The following is an 18,075-nucleotide window of genomic DNA, read 5'->3' on the forward strand; positions in this document are numbered from 1 at the left end:
CCGCTTCACGCCATAATCGGCGCGCCCACGGGACGGGGGCGCGGGCCGGCATTGCCGGTCCGCATCGGGGATCGCAGCCTGCGTCTGTTCGAAAAGACGCGCTTCACGAGATCTTGCGAGCCGTCCGCCCGGCCCGCAAGGGCCGGGCGGCGGATCTCAGGACCCGATCAGTCCGCCTTCTTGACGTTCCAGAAGACCGGAACCGGCGAGGGCAGCATGTCGGTCAGCTTGTTGCTGCGCGCCTGCGGCGAGGCGTACTGGCCGAGCGGGATGTAGAGGACGTTGTCCAGAGTGTGCTTCTGGATCTTGACCGCCACTTCCTTCTGCTTCTCCGGCGTATCGGCGGCGATGAACTCGGCCTTCAGGGCCTCCATCGTCTCGTCGGTCGGCCAGCCGAACCAGGCGTTGTCGCCGCGCCCGTTCAGCATCGGGCTGATGAGCGGCGAGTTGATCTCCGGCACCAGCCAGTTGGTGAAGAAGATGTTCCAGCCGCCCTCGGACGGCTTGGCCTGGCTGGCGCGACGCGTCACGAGCGTCTGCCAGTCCATCGGCTGCATGTCGACGTTGAAGCCGGCATTGCGCATCGCCTGGGCCGCGACCACCGGCTGGGCGGTGAGGCTGACGACATCCGTCGGCTGCATCAGGACGATCGGGGTGCCGTCATAGCCGGCTTCCTCGAGCAGCTTCTTGGCGCCCTCGATGTCGCCGCCGGAGGTCAGCGTCTCGGCGCCGGACTCGTCGGCGAGCGGGGTGCCGCAGCCGAAGATCGCACCGCAAACCGTGTAGTAGTCCGGATTGCCGATCAGCGTGCCGAGGACATCGGCCTGGCTGAGGGCCATCTGGGCGGCCTGGCGGATCTTCTTGTTGTCGAAGGGCGGATGCTTGAAGTTCATCCGGCCGATGGTCTGGTAGCCGAGATCGTCGCGGGTCTCGACCGTCACGTCCTCGCTGGAGGCGAGGATGGGCAGAAGGTCGATCTGCACCTGCTCGATATAGTCGATCTCGCCCGACATGATCGCGTTGATGGCGGTCTGGGCGTCCGGCATGGTCACCCACTTGACCTCATCGACGTTCACCACCTTGCCGCCGGCCATCCAGCTCGCCGGCTCGTCGCGCGGAACATAGTCCTCGAACTTGCGATAGGTGACGGAGACGCCCGGCTGGTACTCTTCCTCGACGAAGACGAAGGGGCCGGAGCCGACATATTCGGTGATCGCCGCATCGGCCGGGCCGCTGGCGACGCGCTCGGGCATGATGAAGGGCGGCAGAGCCGACTGCTTGCCGACCGTGTCGAGCAGCGCCGGGAACGGGCTCTTCAGCGTCCAGACGAAGGTCTTGTCGTCCTTGGCCTCGAGGCTTGCGGTGATGTCGAAGATCAGTTGGCCGCCGGAATCGCGCTTGCCCCAGCGGGTCAGCGAGGCGATGGCATCGGCAGAGGTGACCGGGGCGCCGTCATGGAACTTCAGCCCGTCGCGCAGGGTGAAGGTGTAGACGAGGCCGTCGTCGGAGACCGTCCAGTCGGCCATCTGCGGACGCGGGGTGAAGTTCTCGTCCACCGCGACCAGGACGTCGTAGATCATGTAGGCGTGGTTGCGGCTGATATGCGCCGTCGTGATGATCGGGTCGAGCACACGCAGACCCGAGTGCATCACCGCGGTGATGGTCTTGCCGGCAGCGTCGGCCGGGGTGACGAGACCGGTACCGGCCAGCAACGCACCGGCGAGCAGGCCGGCGACGGTGTGGCGGGCCTTCATCGCCCAGCCCTTGCGGCTGCGGGGCTGACAGGTGGTGACAGTGTCATGCAACATGATGCTTCCCTTTTTCTGGTCAGGTGATTTTCTTTTTTATTTTTGAAGCGGAAACTCCTCCCGCTCCGCAACGCAAACCCCTTGAGACCTTTCGCCGATGGCGGATCAGCCCTCCACAGGTTGCGGCATCTGCGCCGCGGCACGGTCCGGGTCGTAAGCCGGACCACCGGGCGACAGGCGCATGCCGGGACGCAGCTTCGTCCACGCAAGATCCGCCGGATCGAGGGGCATGGGCCCCGGGGCGGTGCAGACGAGAACGGTCTCGGCAATCGGGTCGAAATCGGCTCGGAAATGCACCGAGCTCTTGTTGACGAGGATGTCCATGCGTGTCGGTTCGATACCAACATAGCGGTACATCGCCAGATCGGCCATCTGTGCCTTATGGCTGGCCACCACGACGCGCACCCCGTCGATGGAAAGGCACGCGGACGGGCCGACATTCATGCGGGTGCCGCCATAGTAGGGGCCGGTCGCATGCAGGGATCCGTCGGACAGGGCCTCGACGCGGAACGTCGCCTCCAGCGGGCTGTCGCCGGGAACGTTCGACTGGCCGCCGAGCGCGATGGCGATCTCCGCCCCCTCCCCGGCCTCGTGCGCGGCGCGGGCGGCCGCCGGATCGATGATGAGGCCGATGGCCGCGTTCTGCGCACCATTGCGCAGCAGGGCCTTCAGCATGCCCATCGTGTTGGAATCGCCGCCGGCGCCGGGATTGTCCTGCGTATCGGCGATGACGACAGGGCGGGTAGCGTCCTTGGCAAGGCGCATGGCCTCGCGCACGCCCTCGTCCGGGGCAAAGGCCCGGCCGGCAAAGGCGGCCTCGCTCTCCATGATGCGCGCGACCAGGCGGTCGGCGGCCCGGTCGGCCGCTTCCTGCGTCTCGCCATAGGCCAGCACGGTCTGGCCGCAATCGGCGATGTCGGCGGCCGGAAAGCCCATCCAGTAGGAGAGGCTCGCGACGTCGCCGCCCTCCATCTCCTCCAGCTCCCGGTAGAGGGTGCGGGCCGGCTCGATGAAGGTGCACTGCCAGGGGATCGGGATGAGGAACGGCAGTTGGCGGAACGCATGGGCAAAGGGCTTGCCGCGCTGCATCAAGCGGTCCAGCCCTTCGGCCGCACGGCGACCGGTCTCGGCCATGTCGACATGCGGATAGGTGCGGAAGGCGACCAGCAGGTCTGCGGACTCCACCATGAGCTGCGTCGTGTTGCCGTGCAGGTCGAGGCTGACGGCAATGGGCACATCCGGGCCGACGACCTTGCGCACGCGGGCGATCAGCTCGCCCTCGCCGTCGTCGAGATGCTCGGCGACCATCGCACCGTGCAGGTCGAGGCAGACGCCGTCGAGCGGGCCGGCGGCCGCGATGCCCTCGACGATCTCGCCGGCGATGCGCTCATAGGCCTCGCGCGTGACATGGGCGGAGGGAATGGCGCCGGTCCACAGAACCGGAACCATGTTCCAGCCGGCGGCGCGGCCATGGGCGATGGCGCCGGAAATGCCGAGATTGACGCCGGGCGAGCGCTCCATGACCTCCTCGCCCCGTGACAGCGGCAGATAGCCGCCGCCCTGTTCGAACTCGGCCATGGTGGCGAGCGAAGGCGCGAAGGTGTTGGTCTCGTGCAGGAAGCCGGCAAGGGCGACGCGGCGGCTCATCGAACGGCTCCGCAGATGGCGAGGCTGGAGGACGCTGCGGCGTGAGCGGCGCGTGCGAGCGGGGCACCATATTCAGGTGCCACGCAGAGGAGTTTCAGACCTCGATCCAGCCTGCGAACCATCGGAACTCCAGTTCGTATTGAAATATAATACGATCGTATTATTTTTCTACGATACGAATGCTGAAGTTGACGAGTCAATGCTGTTTTCTAAGCAGACCGTTTCTCGAGGGAGACCGACATGACCAGCTGGTCGCCGCGCGCCAGGCCAAAGGCCGGGACACCAGACGAACAGGTGCAAGACCCGCTGTTCGTCCGCTCCATTGCCCGTGCCGCCGATGTGATGGCGGCTTTCCACAAGGCGGACGCCCCGCTGACGCTGGCCGAGATCGCCGCCGCCGCCGGCATGGGCAAGAGCACGGCGCAACGGTTCGTTCATACCTTGCGACAGCTGGGCTACATCGAGCGGGACCCGACCGACCGCGGCTTCGTGCCGGGGCTGCGGCTGCTCGACCATTCGCTCGACTATCTGCGGCTCAATCCGCTGGTGGAGCGGGCAACGCCGATTCTGCTGGAGCTGCGGCGCAACGTGCGCGAGCGCGTCGACCTCAGCCTGTTCGACGACCTGCGTGTGGTCTACGCCGCGCGCAACCAGAGCAAGCGGGAGACATTCTTCGCCACTTTGGTGGGCCACTCCGTGCCCACATTCTGTGCAAGCGGCGGACGGGCGATCATGGCGCTTTTGCCGGACGCGGAGGTCGACGACATCCTCGTCCGGTCGCAGTTCATCCAGATCACGCCGAAGACCATCACCGATCCTGCAGCGATCCGCGAGAAGGTGGGCGAGGCGCGGGAGCTCGGCTATGCGCTGGCGCTGGAAGAGGTGGTGCCGGGCGAGATCGCCATCGGCGCCGCCATCACCGGGCCGGACGGTCGGCCGGTCGCCGCGATCCATGTGGCCGGCTCCCTGTCGGAATGGCAGCCGGAGGACTTTGCCCAGCGCTTCGCGCCGCTGGCGCAATCGGCCGCACGAGCGATCAGCCGGGCGTAAGGCACCCTCCCCCTGCCGCCCGCCCTATTCCGCCGGATGGGCCGCGGGAACGGCGGCCTCGCGCTTGCGCGAGCGGTCGCGGGCGAAGAGCGTGTAGGCGGTCGGCACGACGAAGAGGGTGAGCACCGTGCCGAAGGACATGCCGCCGACGATGACCCAGCCGATGGCCTGGCGGCTTTCGCCGCCCGCCCCGCCGGCGAGCGCCAGCGGCACCGCGCCGAAGACCATGGCGCCGGTGGTCATGAGAATCGGACGCAGGCGCAGGGCCGCCGCCTCCACCACCGCATCGAACCGGCTCTTGCCCTCTTCCTGCAGCTGGTTGGCGAACTGCACGATGAGAATGCCGTGCTTGGTGATCAGGCCTATGAGCGTGATCAGGCCGATCTGGCTGTAGATGTTGAGCGTGCCGCCGGTCTGGTGCATCACTGCCAGCGCTCCCAGCATCGACAGCGGCACCGTCAGCATGATGATGAAGGGATCGACGAAGCTCTCGAACTGGGCCGACAGCACCAGATAGATGAAGCCGAGCGCCAGCACGAAGATGAAGGCGAGGCTGGAGCCGGTCTGCCGGAACTCGCGCGAGACGCCGCCGTAGTCGGTGCGCGCGGTGGACGGCAGCACGCGCTGCGCCGTCGCCTCCAGATAGTCCAGCGCCTCGCCGAGCGAGTAGCCGGGGGCGAGGTTGCCGGCGATCTTGGCCGCGCGCAGCTGGTTGAAGCGGTTGAGCTCCTTGGGCGAAACGGTCTCGCGCACGCTGATCAGGTTGGACAGCTGGACCATCGAGCCGTTCTGGGCGCGGACATAGATGTCCTCCAGATCGCCCGGCGTCTGGCGGCCGGACGGGTCGACCTGGACGATGACGTCGTACTGCTCGCCGTTCATGTTGAAACGAGTGACCTTGCGCCCGCCGAGCAGCGTTTCCATGGTGCGGCCGACGGTGAGCACGCCCGCGCCCATGTCGGCGACGCGGTCGCGGTCGAGCTCCACCTCGATCTGCGGCTTGTTCAGCGCAAGATCGCTGGTGACGTTGACGAGGTTCGGGTTCTCCTCGATGGCCTCCAGGAACGTGTTGACCATCTCGTCGAGCCGCTCATAGGGCTCGGAGGTGAGGATCATGAACTCGATGGGCCGCGAGCGGGCGCTGACGCCGAAGGAGCCCGGATGGTTGACCGAGGCGCGCAGGCCCGCAACACGGCGGATCTGCGGCTGCAGCTCGCCGCCGATCTCGATCTGGCTGCGCTCGCGATCCTCCCACGGCACCAGCTGCGAGAAGGAAGTGATGTCCGTGACCTCCGGCGAGCCGGCGATGACGAAATAGGAGCGCACCTCGGGAACCTCGGCCAGCAGCGTCTCCACCTGCGTGGCATAACGGCTGGTGAAGTCGATGGTCGAGCCCTCCGGCGCCGACCCGGAGATGAACAGGACGCCGCGATCCTCCAGCGGAGCCAGTTCCGATTTCAGCGTCGTCAGCAGCACCCAGGAGCCGCCGGCGACCGCGAAGACCATCAGCACGATGAGCCAGCGCACCTTCAGCGACAGAAGCAGGAGGTACCTGTAGCCGTCGTTCAGCGCATTCAGCCCGCGCTCCAGGGCGGCGGAGACACGGCCGCGTTCCTCGTGCTCCTTGAGCAGCTTGGAGCACATCATCGGCGAGAGCGTCAGCGCCACCATGCCGGACATCAGCACGGCGGCGGCGAGCGTCAGCGCGAACTCGGTGAAGAGCTTGCCGGTGCGCCCGTCCGCGAAGGCGACCGGGGTGTAAACGGCGGCGAGCGTCAGCGTCATGGCGACGACGGCGCCGGAGATCTCCTTGATGCCGACGATGGCGGCGCGGACCGGCTTCATGCCGTTCTCGATGTGGCGGTGGATGTTCTCCAGCACGACGATGGCATCGTCGACGACGAGGCCTATGGCCAGCACCATCGCCAGCAGCGTCAGCGTGTTGATGGAAAAGCCGAGCGCATAGATGAAGATGCAGGAGCCGATCAGCGAGACCGGGATCGTCACCATGGGGATGAGCGTCGCGCGCAGCGAGCGCAGGAAGAAGAAGATGACCAGGACGACGAGCACCACGGCCTCGCCGATGGTGGTGAACACGGCCTCGATGGAGCGGTCGATGAAGATCGAGCGGTCGTAGGAGATGTCGGCGTTCATGCCCGCCGGCAGGTCGCGGCGGATGTCGGGCATCGCGTCGTTCATCGCCCGCGAGACGTCGAGCGGATTGGCCGTCGCCTGCTTGACGATGCCCAGGATCACCGCGTTCTCGCCCTTGTAGCGGGTGGTGCGGCGCTCGTCCTCCGGCCCGATCTCGACACGCGCGACATCCCCGAGCCGCACGGCGAAGCCGCCGGCGTCCTTGACGACGATGCGGCGGAACTGCTCGCTGGTGGTGAGGCCGGTGCGCGAGAGCACGGTGAACTCGCGGTCGAGGCTCTCGATGCGGCCCGAGGGCACCTCGACATTCTGCTGGCGCAGGGCGCTTTCCACGTCCTGGACGGTCAGTTCGTAGGCGGCAAGGCGCGTTCGGTCGACCCAGATGCGCATGGCGTAGCGCCGCTCGCCGAAAATGCGCACTTCCGCCACGCCCGGCAGGTTCTGCAGCCGGTCGCGGATATAGCGGTCGGCATAGTCCGAGACCTCGATGGCGGTGTTCCGGTCGCTGGTCAGCGCGATGAAGATGATCGCCTGCGCGTCCGCCTCGACCTTGGAGACGACCGGTTCCGACACCTCGTCGGGCAGGCGGCCGCGCACGCGGCTGACGCGGTCGCGCACCTCGTTGGCGGCTTCGTCCGGATCGACGGTCAGCAGGAAGCGGACGGTGATGCGGCTGGACTCGGGCCGCGAGCGGCTCTCCAGCACCTCGACGCCGCCGATGCCGGCGATGGAGCCCTCAAGGACCTGGGTGACCTGGGACTCGATGATCTCGGCGCTGGCACCGGGATAGTCCGTGCGCACGGAGACGACCGGCGGGTCGATGTTGGGATATTCGCGCACGGCCAGGCGGAAGAAGGCGACGAGGCCGAGCAGCAGCACCATCAGGCTGACGACGGTGGCGAAGACCGGCTTGCGGACGAAGAACTCGAGCATGGCTCAGCCCCCGCGCGGACCGTCGACCACCTCAACCGCAGCGCCATCGCGCAGCAGCAGCTGGCCGGCGGTGATGACCACCGCGCCGGAGGCAAGACCGGAGCGGATCTCGACGTCGCCGGGACTGCGCAGGCCGATCTCGATAGGCGTCTTGACCGCCTTGCCGTCCTCGAGACGGTAGACGAAGAGCTTGCCCTCGTCGCGGAACACGGCCGCTTCCGGCACCACCATCGCCTCGGACCGCTCCTCGATGACGATGCGGATGCGGGCGAACAGGCCGGGAGACAGGCGCCCGTCCGGGTTGGGCAGTTCGGCGCGCAGGCGGATGGCCCGGCCCGACACATCGACGATGGGGTCGATGGCAGTGATCTTGCCGGTGATCGTCTCGCCGGGCAGCGCGTCGACGGTGACGGTGACCGGAAGGCCGGTGCGCAGGTTCGGCAGATAGGTCTCGGAGACGCGGAACTCGACCTTCAGCGGATCGATGCTGGCGAGCTCGACGATGCGATCGCCGGGGCTGACATAGGCGCCGACGCTGATGTCGCGGAAGCCGACGATGCCGGAAAAGGGCGCGGCAATCGAGGTCTTGGCAAGGCGCGCCTCGGCCAGCGCCACATTGGCCTGCGCCGCCGTGTAGCCCTGCGAGGTCTCGTCGCGGGCGCGCAAGGTGCCGCTGCCCTGCTCGGCAAGCTTGCGCGCGCGCTCGAAATTGGCCTCGGCAAGGGAGACTTCCGATTTGGCCTTGTCGAGCTCGGCCCGCAGGATCTGGGCGTCGAGCTCGACCAGCACATCGCCTTCCTCGACCCGCTGCCCTTCCTGGAAGCCGATACGCGCAACGCGGCCCGCTATCTCCGGCGAGATGACGACGGACTCATTGGCAACCAGCGTGCCGAAGGCGCGGATGTCCTCCACCATGTCGCGTACGCCAACGGCGGCGGTCTCAACGGCAACGCCGCGGCGCTGGCCGGCGCCAGCTGCCCCCGGAGAGGCGGTGGCGGTGGATACGGTCGAGGAAGCGGAGGCGAAGAGAGAGGGTCCTTCGGTCCAGCTGAGATAGGCGACGCCGCCAGCAAGCGCCAACGCGACGATAGCGGTTCCGACGGCGGGTACGCTCCGGTAACTCATCTGGCAACAACCCCAAGGCTGACCCGCCGGCTCAGGCAGCCGGGCCGGGAGGTTCATGCGGCCCGAGCCCCCGGCAGACGACCGAAACCGCGCAATGCATGAGAAAACACCGGAAAGATTAGACCGGCCTGTCAGGACTGACAAGGAGAGCAATCGCGCAAAACGCGCGGTTTTCTGCGGTCAACTCTTCGTGACCGCAGAGACTTTTCCGGCTCAGCCGGCCGCGCGCGAAGACTGGGGCGCCGTCTGGCAGTCGAGGTCGGTCAGCGTGACGATACGGTTGCCCCGCAGGTCGTTGGCGCAGACCAGAACGCCCTGTTCCTCCATATGGGTCAGGAGCCAGCGGGCGCGGCCCGGCGAGCGGGTACCATAGGCGCGGGCAATCTCGCTGTCGGGTGGACAGGGGCGCCCTTCCAGCGCCGCCTTGGCGAGCAGGAGATAGACGCCACGCATTTCCTCCGGAAGGCTGCCGGCGACCGTTTCGGCGGCCGACCAGACGGACGGGTCGATGTCGCTGGCCTCGACGCCGGCACGCGCGAGCGCGACACGCTGGCGGAACTCGGGCAGTTCCGGCGGGCGGCCCGGCAGGCGGGCGATGCGGCAGCGCACGAGAAAGTCCTGATAGAGGGCGGCCATCGGCTGGAACGCGGCCTCGCCATCGCCGAGCAGTTCGGCGATCACGGCGTCCACCGCCTTGTCCTGCGCCTCGCGGTCGAGCGGCTCGGTCTCCGCCTCCTCACGCTTGGCCGCCTGACGGGTCAGGCGCTCCAGCACCTCGGAGGCGGGAATCGCGTGCTGCACCGGCGGGCGCTCGGCGGCAACCCGCTCGTCCTGGCTTGCCGGCTGGAACAGAAGGTCCTGCAGATCCTCCGGACGGCCCTGCGGCAGCGGCGTCAGGCGCGGACCGCCGCCGCGGCCGGCGGTCTCCACCGCTCCAATGCGCACCGTCATGGGACGGCGCGAAACGGCCGGCCCGAGCGCCACGAAATGACCGCGGTCGAGATTGCGGAAGGCCTCGGCCTGACGCTTTTCCATGCCCAGCAAATCAGCGGCACGGGCCATGTCGATATCGAGAAAGGTCCGGCCCATCAGGAAGTTGGAGGCTTCGGCGGCAACGTTCTTGGCAAGCTTGGCCAGACGCTGGGTGGCGATGACGCCGGCAAGGCCGCGCTTTCGGCCACGGCACATCAGGTTGGTCATGGCACCGAGGGCAACGCGGCGCGCCTCCTCACCCGTATCGCCGGACGCGGCCGGCGCGAAGAGCTGCGCCTCGTCGACAACGACAAGGACGGGATACCAGTGGTCGCGCTCGGCCTCGAACAGGGTGTTGAGGAAGACGGCGGCGGCCTTCATCTGCCGGTCGGGCTCAAGCCCTTCCAGGTTGAGAACGACGGAAACACGGTGGGCGCGTACACGCGTTGCGATGACCGCAAGATCGCGCTCGCTGCCGGCGGCATCGACCACCACATGGCCGAAGCGCTCGGACAGGGTGACGAAATCACCTTCCGGGTCGATGACGACCTGCTGCACCCAGGGTGCGCTCTGCTCCAGCAGGCGGCGCAACAGGTGAGACTTGCCGGAGCCCGAATTGCCCTGGACGAGCAGGCGCGTTGCGAGCAGCTCCTCGAGATCGAATTGGCAGGAGGCGGCCGAGCCCGCTCCCCTCACCTCGCCCATGTCGATGCTGACAGTCATGCGTGCCGATGGTCTCGTGTGGTGGAAGTCGAACAGTCCCGCCGGCATGGCAGCCCGGCCTGCGCATTGCAAGGGCCATTCGCGGGAACCCCGCCACTATCGGCGATTCGCCCCGCGCTCCAAAGCGGGCCGACCGGCTTGCCGGCAAAAGCTCGAAAACATTCGATATTTCAGAACTGTTAGCTCACTGTTTACCCGACTGTCCGAAACCTCCGTAAAGCGTCTCGACTGGCGAAGGACAAAGAATGGCAAGTGCAGCGCGGAAAACCGGGCCCTCGAAGAAATCCCAGAATATTGGCGAGGAGATTGCCGGTTTCATCGGTGCCGACGAGTTTACCACCGACCAGGCCAGGGCCGTGTGGCAGAAGCTCAAGCCGGCCATGCCGGAAATTCTCGACGGCTTCTATGCCAGCATCTCCAAGCACCCCTCGCTGGCGCCCAAGCTGGGCGCCAAGGGCGAAAACGTGCCTCGGCTGAAAAATGCCCAGACCGACCACTGGGACTACATCTTCAACCACGAGCCGGACGAGGAGTTCGAGGCGCGTGCGGTGAGGATCGGCGAAGCGCATGTGCGCATCAACCTGGAGCCGAAGTGGTATCTGGCCTCCTATGGCCGGCTGCTGGTGGAGGCAATCCCCGCGCTCGCCAGCCGTCACCGCCTGCAGCCGACGAAGCTCGCCGAGGCGCTGCAGGTGCTGGTCAGCCGCACCTTCCTCGACATGATCGTCTCCTACGACGCGTACGAGAACGGCGTGCTGCGCCAACAGGCGCAGGAAAACAAGATGGACAACGAGCTGGCCTCGCTGCGCAGCCTGGCCGGCACGGTGTCCGACATCAATGACGTGGCCATCGGCATGGCCACCTTCTCGCGCAACACCCGCAGGGCGCGCGAAAGCGGCCAGGCGATTTCCGCCGCCGCGACGGAACTGGTCACCTCGGTCGAGCAGATCGCCGGCAACAGCGACAGCGCCGCACGCCAGGCCGACGCCACCAACGAGGCGGTGGCACACGGCTTGCGGGCGATGGACGACGTGTCCCGCTGCATGGGCGAGATCGCGGCAACCGCGCAGGAGAGCTCGTCCAACCTCGCCGAGCTGCAGAAGGCGTCCGAGCAGATCGGCGAATTCCTGTCGGTGATCGAGAGCATCGCCAGCCAGACCAACCTGCTGGCGCTGAATGCCACGATCGAGGCGGCGCGCGCCGGCGAGGCGGGCCGCGGTTTTGCCGTCGTCGCCAGCGAGGTGAAGAGCCTCGCCACCCAGACGGCGAAGGCGACCGAGGACATCACCCAGCGCATCGCGGCACTGCGCGCGGGCATGAGCACGACGCAGATGGCCATCGACAGTTCCTGCGAGGCGGTGACGCGCGGACAGGAGACGATCTCGGGCGCCAACGAGCAGATGCACTCGATCAGCGCACAGATCAGCGAAGTCTCGGCCCGGATGCAGGAGATCTCCCAGATCCTCGGCCAGCAGAAGGAATCGAGCCAGGAGATCGCGGTGAGCATCACCGGCGTTGCCGACCTTGCCGCCGAGAACGACCGCCAGCTGATCTCGATGAGCGCGACGCTGCAGGCCAGCAACGACCGCTTCTCCAACAACGCACAGACCTGGTTCAACGCGACGTCGCATCGCTCGCTCTGCGAGATGGCGAAGATCGACCACGTCCTGTTCAAGAAGAAGGTTGTGGACACGGTCATCGGCCGCGACGACTGGACCGTCGATGCGGTGCCCGACCATAACGGCTGCCGCTTCGGGCAGTGGTACGATGCCATCGACAACGAAGCCGTGCGTGCGCATCCGGCCTACCTGGCCGTACAGGCGCCGCACCAGCGCGTGCATGCCGCAGCCAAGGCGGCGCTTGCCGCCCATGCCATCGGCGATAGCGATGCCGCAGCCGCACGCCTCGGCGATCTGGACAAGGCGAGCCACGAGGTGCTGGCCGCGCTCGACGCCCTGTCGGAAGCATTCGACACGGAACTCAGCAGCCTCGAGCGGCGCCGGCATCAGCCCGCCAGTGCCCCCGCGACGCGCGGCAAGGCACACTAGGTACCTGGAGCGGGCGCCCGGCTTGCCGCCGGGCGCCCTCCTCTTTCCGTCCCTTCCAGCCGTTCCTTCCGACAAAACGCAAGGCCCGACCATTTCCGGCTTGCGTAACGGCCACGCATTCGAAATCATGAATGTGTAACAGGGCTGCGCCGACAGCCTAACGGGAGGAAATCCGATGCGCCTTTTGACCGCCCTCGTGGCGATGGGCCTGACCGCCTCGACGCTTCCGCTTGCCGCGGAAGAGGCTCTCGATCTTGGTCCGGACACCAAGTCCGTCACCATCCAGACCGAGGAGGGGCCGGTCGAGATCACCCGCACGATGAACGAGACCCAGCTGATCGGCGGCGTGCTGCAGCCGATGATCCCCGTGCCCGGCGTGCATCCGGCCGGCGAGCTGGAAGTGCTGGCCGCGCTCCAGGACGAAAACGCCCGTGTCGTCGACATGCGGACGATGGAGTGGCGGGTGAAGTCGACGATCCCCGGCTCGATCCACATTCCCTACACCGAAGTGTCGATGCGGCTCGACGAGCTGGGCTGCTCCGGCGAGCAGGGCAAGTGGGACTGCAGCGGCGCCCTGGACGTCTTCGCCTTCTGCAACGGCCCGGCCTGCGGCCAGAGCCCGCAGGCGATCCGCGCCATGGTGCGCGAGGGCTTTCCGGCCGAGAAGATCCACTACTATCGCGGCGGCATGCAGGACTGGCTGGTGCTGGGCCTGACCACCGTAGAGAACCTGTTCTGACGAAACGCAAAAGGCCGGCGGTGCAAGACGCACCGCCGGCCCTTTGAGCTTATCCGCAAGACCGATCCGTCAGGCGAACGTGTCCTTGTACATGTCGCGCAGGACGTTCTTCTGGATCTTGCCCATGGTGTTGCGCGGCAGCTCGGGTAGCACGTAGACCTTCTTCGGCTGCTTGAAGCGGGCAAGGCGCTCGGCGAGCGGGGCGACCACCGCCTCCGGATCGAGCGAAACGCCCTTGTGCGGGGCGACCACGGCGACGACACCCTCGCCGAAATCCGCATGGGGCACGCCGATCACCGCACTCTCCGCCACGCCCTCGATCTCGTCGATCGCTGCCTCGACCTCGGCCGGATAGACGTTGAAGCCGCCGGAGATGATCAGGTCCTTGGCGCGGCCGACGATGGAGACGTAGCCGCGCTCGTCGATGAGCCCCATGTCGCCGGTGATGAAGAAGCCGTCGGTGCGGAACTCCGACGCGGTCTTTTCCGGCATCTGCCAGTAGCCCTTGAAGACGTTCGGGCCCTTGACCTCGATGACGCCGACCTCGCCCTGGGCCAGCACCTTGCCGCTGTCCGGATCGGCGATGCGCAGTTCCACGCCCGGCAGCGGATAGCCGACGGTGCCCGGACGGCGGTCGCCGTCATAGGGGTTGGAGGTGTTCATGTTGGTCTCGGTCATGCCGTAGCGCTCGAGAATGGCGTGGCCGGTGCGGGCGCTGAACGCCTTGTGCACCTCGGCCGAGAGCGGCGCCGAGCCGGAGACGAACAGGCGCATGTGGGCCGCGAGCTCGCGGGTAAAGCGGTCGGTGCCGAGCAGGCGCGCATAGAAGGTCGGCACGCCCATCATGGTGGTGGCGCGCGGCATCAGGCGCAGGATCTCGTCGAGATCGAACTTCGGCAGGAACAGCATCGATCCGCCGGCCAGTAGCGTCACGTTGGTGGCGACGAAGAGCCCATGCGTGTGGAAGATCGGCAGGGCATGCAGCAGCACGTCGTTAGAGGTGTAGTGCCAGTAGTCGACGAGAACCGAGGCGTTGGACGTCAGGTTCTCGTGGCTGAGCATGGCGCCCTTGGAGCGCCCGGTGGTGCCGGAGGTGTAGAGGATGGCCGCAAGATCGTCGGCGCCGCGGGCAACGTCGTCGAAGTCGGTGGCGGCTGCATCCGCCGCATCGCTAAGGCTGCCGCGCCCCTCAGGATCCAGCGTCTCGACCCGCGCGCCGACTTTCTGCGCGATGGGCGAAAGCGCGTCCTTGCGGGCGGGATCGCAGACCAGCAGGGCCGGAGCAGCGTCGCCGACGAAATAGTCGATCTCCGCCGGGGTATAGGCGGTGTTGAGCGGCAGGAACACGGCGCCGGCGCGCACGGTGCCGAGATAGAGCATCAGGGCATCGGCGGACTTTTCCACCTGCACGGCGACGCGGTCGCCCGGCTTGACGCCGAGGGTAACGAGCGCATTGGCATAGGCGGCCGAGCGGGCCAGCAGCCCGCCATAGGTGATGACCTCTCCCGAGGGCTTTTCGATGAAGGGCGCCTGCTCGTTGCGGATGGCGGCGCGGATACGGGAGAAGAGATGGTTTTCTTGCGTCATGCGACGGGATCCGGTGTCTGTGTCCTGAGTTCTGGGACGGATTTCAGCAGACGGGTGACGGAGCTGGCGGCAGCGACCGTCCCCTGAGCCTCGAAGGCCTCGTGGTTTTTCTCGATATCGCCGAGATCGTAAAGATAGTTGACCATCAGGCCGAAGGACTGGCGAAGGCCGTTGCGCGAGGGATCGGCATTCCAGTTGATGCGCTCAAGCCGGGCGCCGTTGCCCAGATGGAAGCGGGCGACTGGATCGAGCGGCTTGCGGCCGCCGCGCTTCTCGCGGGCAAGGTAGTGGGCGCAAAGGGCCCGCAAGGGCTCGCGCGCCTCCTCCGGCAGCGGCGCCTCGCCGCCACCGTTTGCCAGCAGCTCGCGCAGCTCCGGCGTCAGGATCGAGACGGCCGGATTGCCCTCCTCCGCCAGCGCCTTGCCGAGCCAGGTGCGCAGACCCGGCACCGGCGACAGGGTGACGAAGGTCTTCAGGTTGGGCAGGTCGCGGCGCAGCTCCTCCACCACCTGCTTGATCAGGAAGTTGCCGAAGGAAATGCCGCGCAGGCCCTCCTGGCAGTTCGAGATGGAATAAAAGACCGCCGTGTTGGCCTCGACCGCGTCGATACCGGTCCGCTGCTCGGCAAGGATCGGCGGGATCGCGTCGGGGATCGCCTTGGTGAGCGCCACCTCGACGAAGATCAGCGGATCATCGACGAGCGCGGGGTGGAAGAACGCGTAAAGACGCCGGTCGGGCACGTCGATGCGCCGGCGCAGGTCGTCCCAGTCGCGAATCTCGTGCACCGCCTCATAGCGGATGATCCGCTCCAGGATCACCGCCGGGGTCGACCAGTCGATCCGGCGCATCACGAGAAAGCCCCTGTTGAACCACGAGGAGAACAGGTGCTCGAAGTCCCGGTCGACATTGGCCCAGTCGGGATGCTCGCGCAGGCCCGCAAGCAGCTGACGCCGCATGCCGACCAGCGCGGAGGTCCCGCCCGGCGCCAGGTTGAGCCGGCGGATCAGCTCCTGCCGGCGCGGCTCGGAGACGGCGTGCAGGCGGCGCAGGCGCGCCTCGTCCAATGGGTCCTCGAGCACAGAGCGGGCAGCTTCCTCGACCTTGTCGCGGTCCGGGCCGAAGCGGGCGGCGAGATCGTCGAAGAACTCGGCGCGCCCCTCCGGCGACAGGGCCGCATAGCTCGCCAGCACGTCCTTGGCCAGGGCGACGCCGGACGCCTCGCCGCGCCCCGACAGCAGCGCCTCGCACAGATCGCCGAGCGCCCGACCGCTCGGCGGACGGTCCCGCCGAAGGTCGAGGAAGTGGCGGCCCTGCTCGGCGATGGAGGCGAGAAGGTCGTTGAAGAAGCTGCTGCTGCTCATAGGGCGGGTCCCATCAGGAGGTTAGGCAGCCAGAGCGCGATCTCCGGCATCAGGCACAGCAAGACGATACCGACAACCATGCACCCGACATAGGGGAGCGATCCACGCAGGATCTCGCCCAGGGTGATGTTGGGCGCTATGCCATTGATGACATAGAGGTTCAAGCCCACCGGCGGGGTGATCAGCCCGATCTCCATGTTGATGGTGAGGATGACCGCGAACCAGTAGGGATCGAAGCCCGCCTGGATGATGATCGGCAGTAGGATCGGCGCCGTCATCAGGATCACCGCCACCGGCGGCAGGAAGAAGCCGGCGAACAACAGGAAGGCGTTGATGATCGCCATCAGCACCCACTTGTTGACGTCGAGCAGGGAGATCCACTCGGCGATGGTCTGGGTGATGAAGAGCGAGGACAGAGCGAAGGAGAACAGCTCCGAGGCGCCGATGATCATCATGATCATGACGCTTTCCTTCAGCGTGTCGCGGAACAGCGAGCTGTAGAGCGACAGCTTCCACAGCCGGTAGATCACGGCCACGAAGATGAGACAGAACAGCGCGCCGACGCCGGCGGCCTCGGACGGGGTGGCGACACCGCCATAGAGCACGTAGAGGATCGCCGCGATGATGCCGAGGAAGGGCAGCACGCGCGGCAGCACCTCGAGGCGCTCGCGGAAGGAGAAGCGGCGGCCGAGCATGTCGAGCCCGACGCCGCGACGGCGGCAGTCGTAGATGGTCCAGGCCATGAACAGGACCGTGAGCATGAAGCCCGGCAGAAGACCGGCCAGGAACAGGCGGCCGATGGAGGTCTCGGTGGCGATGCCGTAGACGATCATGGTGACCGACGGCGGGATGAGGATGCCGAGCGTACCGCCGGCGGCGATGGAGCCGGCGGCGATCTCGTTCGGATAGCCGCGCTTGGTCATCTCCGGGATGCCCATCTTGCCGATGGCGGCGCAGGTCGCCGGGGACGAGCCGGACAGGGCGGCGAAGATCGAGCAGGCACCGAGGTTGGACAGGACGAGGCCGCCGGGCACCCGGTTCAGCCAGCGGTCGAGCGCCTCGTAGAGGTCCTTGCCGGCGGGCGAGGACGCAACGGCCGCACCCATCAGGATGAACATGGGGATCGACACCAGGCCGAAGGAGGCCAGGCCGCCGAAGAAGGTCTCGCCGAGGATCGACACGCTGCCCCAGCCGTCGGCGAGGATCAGGGCCAGGATCGACACGAGGCCGAGGGCGAAGGCGATCGGCGTTCCGACCGCGAGAAGCGCGAGCAGCGCGACGAGGACGCCGGCGCCCCAGAGCATGGGCGTCATCGCGCACCTCCGTGGATTTTCATGATTTCAGCGATGTATTGCAGGACCATCAGACCGACGCCGACCGGCAGCGGCAGTAAGGGGATCCACAAGGGGATCGCCCACACGGTGCTGGTGCGCCAGCCGTAGGACCAGGCCTCGTGGAAATAGATCCAGCCCGACCAGGCCAGCAGGGCGCAGAAGGCGATGCCGGCCAGCGCCGACAGGGTCTGCATGATCCGGCGCGGAACGGGGGCGGCACGCAGCTGCAGCAGGTCGACGTTCACGTGGCCCTTGTTGAGCAGCACGTAAGGCGAGCCGAGGAAGGTGGCGGCGACCAGCGCATAGATGACGAATTCGGTCTGCCAGACGGTCGAGCCTCCGAGAAAATAGCGCACGATGACCATGTGCGTGACGACCAGCGCGGCGCTTCCCGTCAGCACCATCGCGATCAGTCCGAAGAAGCGCGACACGGCCGAGACCGCGGTTATGTAGAAGGACATCGCCTTTTGGTTCCGGTTGCATCGGCGCCCGCCGGGCAAAGCCCCTCCCCGGCCGGCAGGTCGGCCGGCGGCAACGGCAAGCGCAGGTGTTGGATGTTGCGGGACCGGCCGTGCCGGCCCCGCGCAGGGCGAA

The 18,075-nt window shown here is 67.1% G+C and carries 12 protein-coding genes; 3 read left to right on the top strand and 9 right to left on the bottom strand.

Going from position 1 to position 18,075, the window contains the following annotated elements:
* Positions 1–167: 167 nt before the first annotated feature.
* Together ACVJ6E_RS02425 and ACVJ6E_RS02430 are read right to left on the bottom strand one after the other, a co-directional pair.
* Positions 168–1,754, bottom strand: coding sequence for an ABC transporter substrate-binding protein (locus tag ACVJ6E_RS02425; RefSeq protein WP_120269280.1), 1,587 nt, complete (start codon positions 1,752–1,754; stop codon positions 168–170).
* A gap of 159 nt (positions 1,755–1,913) precedes the next feature.
* Positions 1,914–3,455 carry a M81 family metallopeptidase gene (locus ACVJ6E_RS02430; RefSeq protein ID WP_120269049.1) on the bottom strand — a complete coding sequence of 514 codons (1,542 nt, stop codon included), beginning with the start codon at positions 3,453–3,455 and terminating at the stop codon, positions 1,914–1,916.
* A 240-nt stretch (positions 3,456–3,695) separates the two neighbouring features.
* On the opposite strand from ACVJ6E_RS02430, the gene ACVJ6E_RS02435 reads away from it, so the two are divergent.
* On the top strand, positions 3,696–4,505 hold the full coding sequence (locus ACVJ6E_RS02435; RefSeq protein WP_120269048.1) for an IclR family transcriptional regulator: 810 nt from the start codon (positions 3,696–3,698) through the stop codon (positions 4,503–4,505).
* A 24-nt stretch (positions 4,506–4,529) separates the two neighbouring features.
* Here the strand turns inward: ACVJ6E_RS02435 and ACVJ6E_RS02440 are convergent, their stop codons facing one another.
* The 3 genes from ACVJ6E_RS02440 to ACVJ6E_RS02450 all read right to left on the bottom strand — a co-directional run bounded on the left by ACVJ6E_RS02440 (position 4,530) and on the right by ACVJ6E_RS02450 (position 10,412).
* Positions 4,530–7,592 carry an efflux RND transporter permease subunit gene (locus ACVJ6E_RS02440; protein WP_120269047.1) on the bottom strand — a complete coding sequence of 1,021 codons (3,063 nt, stop codon included), beginning with the start codon at positions 7,590–7,592 and terminating at the stop codon, positions 4,530–4,532.
* A 3-nt stretch (positions 7,593–7,595) separates the two neighbouring features.
* The gene (locus ACVJ6E_RS02445) at positions 7,596–8,717 is read right to left on the bottom strand and encodes an efflux RND transporter periplasmic adaptor subunit (RefSeq protein ID WP_158592692.1); all 1,122 of its coding nucleotides are present in this window, start codon (positions 8,715–8,717) and stop codon (positions 7,596–7,598) included.
* 213 nt (positions 8,718–8,930) lie between these two features.
* The gene (locus ACVJ6E_RS02450) at positions 8,931–10,412 is read right to left on the bottom strand and encodes a helicase HerA domain-containing protein (protein WP_120269045.1); all 1,482 of its coding nucleotides are present in this window, start codon (positions 10,410–10,412) and stop codon (positions 8,931–8,933) included.
* A gap of 245 nt (positions 10,413–10,657) precedes the next feature.
* Between ACVJ6E_RS02450 and ACVJ6E_RS02455 the strand changes: the two genes are divergently transcribed.
* Both ACVJ6E_RS02455 and ACVJ6E_RS02460 read left to right on the top strand, forming a co-directional pair.
* Complete coding sequence (locus ACVJ6E_RS02455) at positions 10,658–12,460, top strand: methyl-accepting chemotaxis protein (protein ID WP_120269044.1); 1,803 nt, start codon at positions 10,658–10,660, stop codon at positions 12,458–12,460.
* A 175-nt stretch (positions 12,461–12,635) separates the two neighbouring features.
* On the top strand, positions 12,636–13,199 hold the full coding sequence (locus ACVJ6E_RS02460) for a rhodanese-like domain-containing protein (protein WP_120269043.1): 564 nt from the start codon (positions 12,636–12,638) through the stop codon (positions 13,197–13,199).
* A gap of 69 nt (positions 13,200–13,268) precedes the next feature.
* On the opposite strand, the gene ACVJ6E_RS02465 is transcribed toward ACVJ6E_RS02460, so the two are convergent.
* The 4 genes from ACVJ6E_RS02465 to ACVJ6E_RS02480 are packed head-to-tail and all read right to left on the bottom strand — an operon-like array spanning position 13,269 to position 17,942.
* A complete protein-coding gene (locus ACVJ6E_RS02465) occupies positions 13,269–14,786 on the bottom strand; it encodes a malonate--CoA ligase (protein ID WP_120269042.1) in 1,518 nt (505 codons plus the stop codon).
* Positions 14,783–16,147, bottom strand: coding sequence for a malonyl-CoA decarboxylase (locus ACVJ6E_RS02470; protein WP_120269041.1), 1,365 nt, complete (start codon positions 16,145–16,147; stop codon positions 14,783–14,785). Before ACVJ6E_RS02470 ends, ACVJ6E_RS02465 begins: the two co-directional genes overlap by 4 nt.
* Positions 16,144–17,460 carry a TRAP transporter large permease gene (locus ACVJ6E_RS02475; protein ID WP_097175591.1) on the bottom strand — a complete coding sequence of 439 codons (1,317 nt, stop codon included), beginning with the start codon at positions 17,458–17,460 and terminating at the stop codon, positions 16,144–16,146. Before ACVJ6E_RS02475 ends, ACVJ6E_RS02470 begins: the two co-directional genes overlap by 4 nt.
* The gene (locus ACVJ6E_RS02480; RefSeq protein ID WP_120269040.1) at positions 17,457–17,942 is read right to left on the bottom strand and encodes a TRAP transporter small permease subunit; all 486 of its coding nucleotides are present in this window, start codon (positions 17,940–17,942) and stop codon (positions 17,457–17,459) included. The genes ACVJ6E_RS02475 and ACVJ6E_RS02480 overlap by 4 nt, the downstream gene beginning before the upstream one ends.
* Positions 17,943–18,075: the final 133 nt, after the last annotated feature.

This window comes from Stappia sp. G46H5W, from assembly GCF_058448995.1.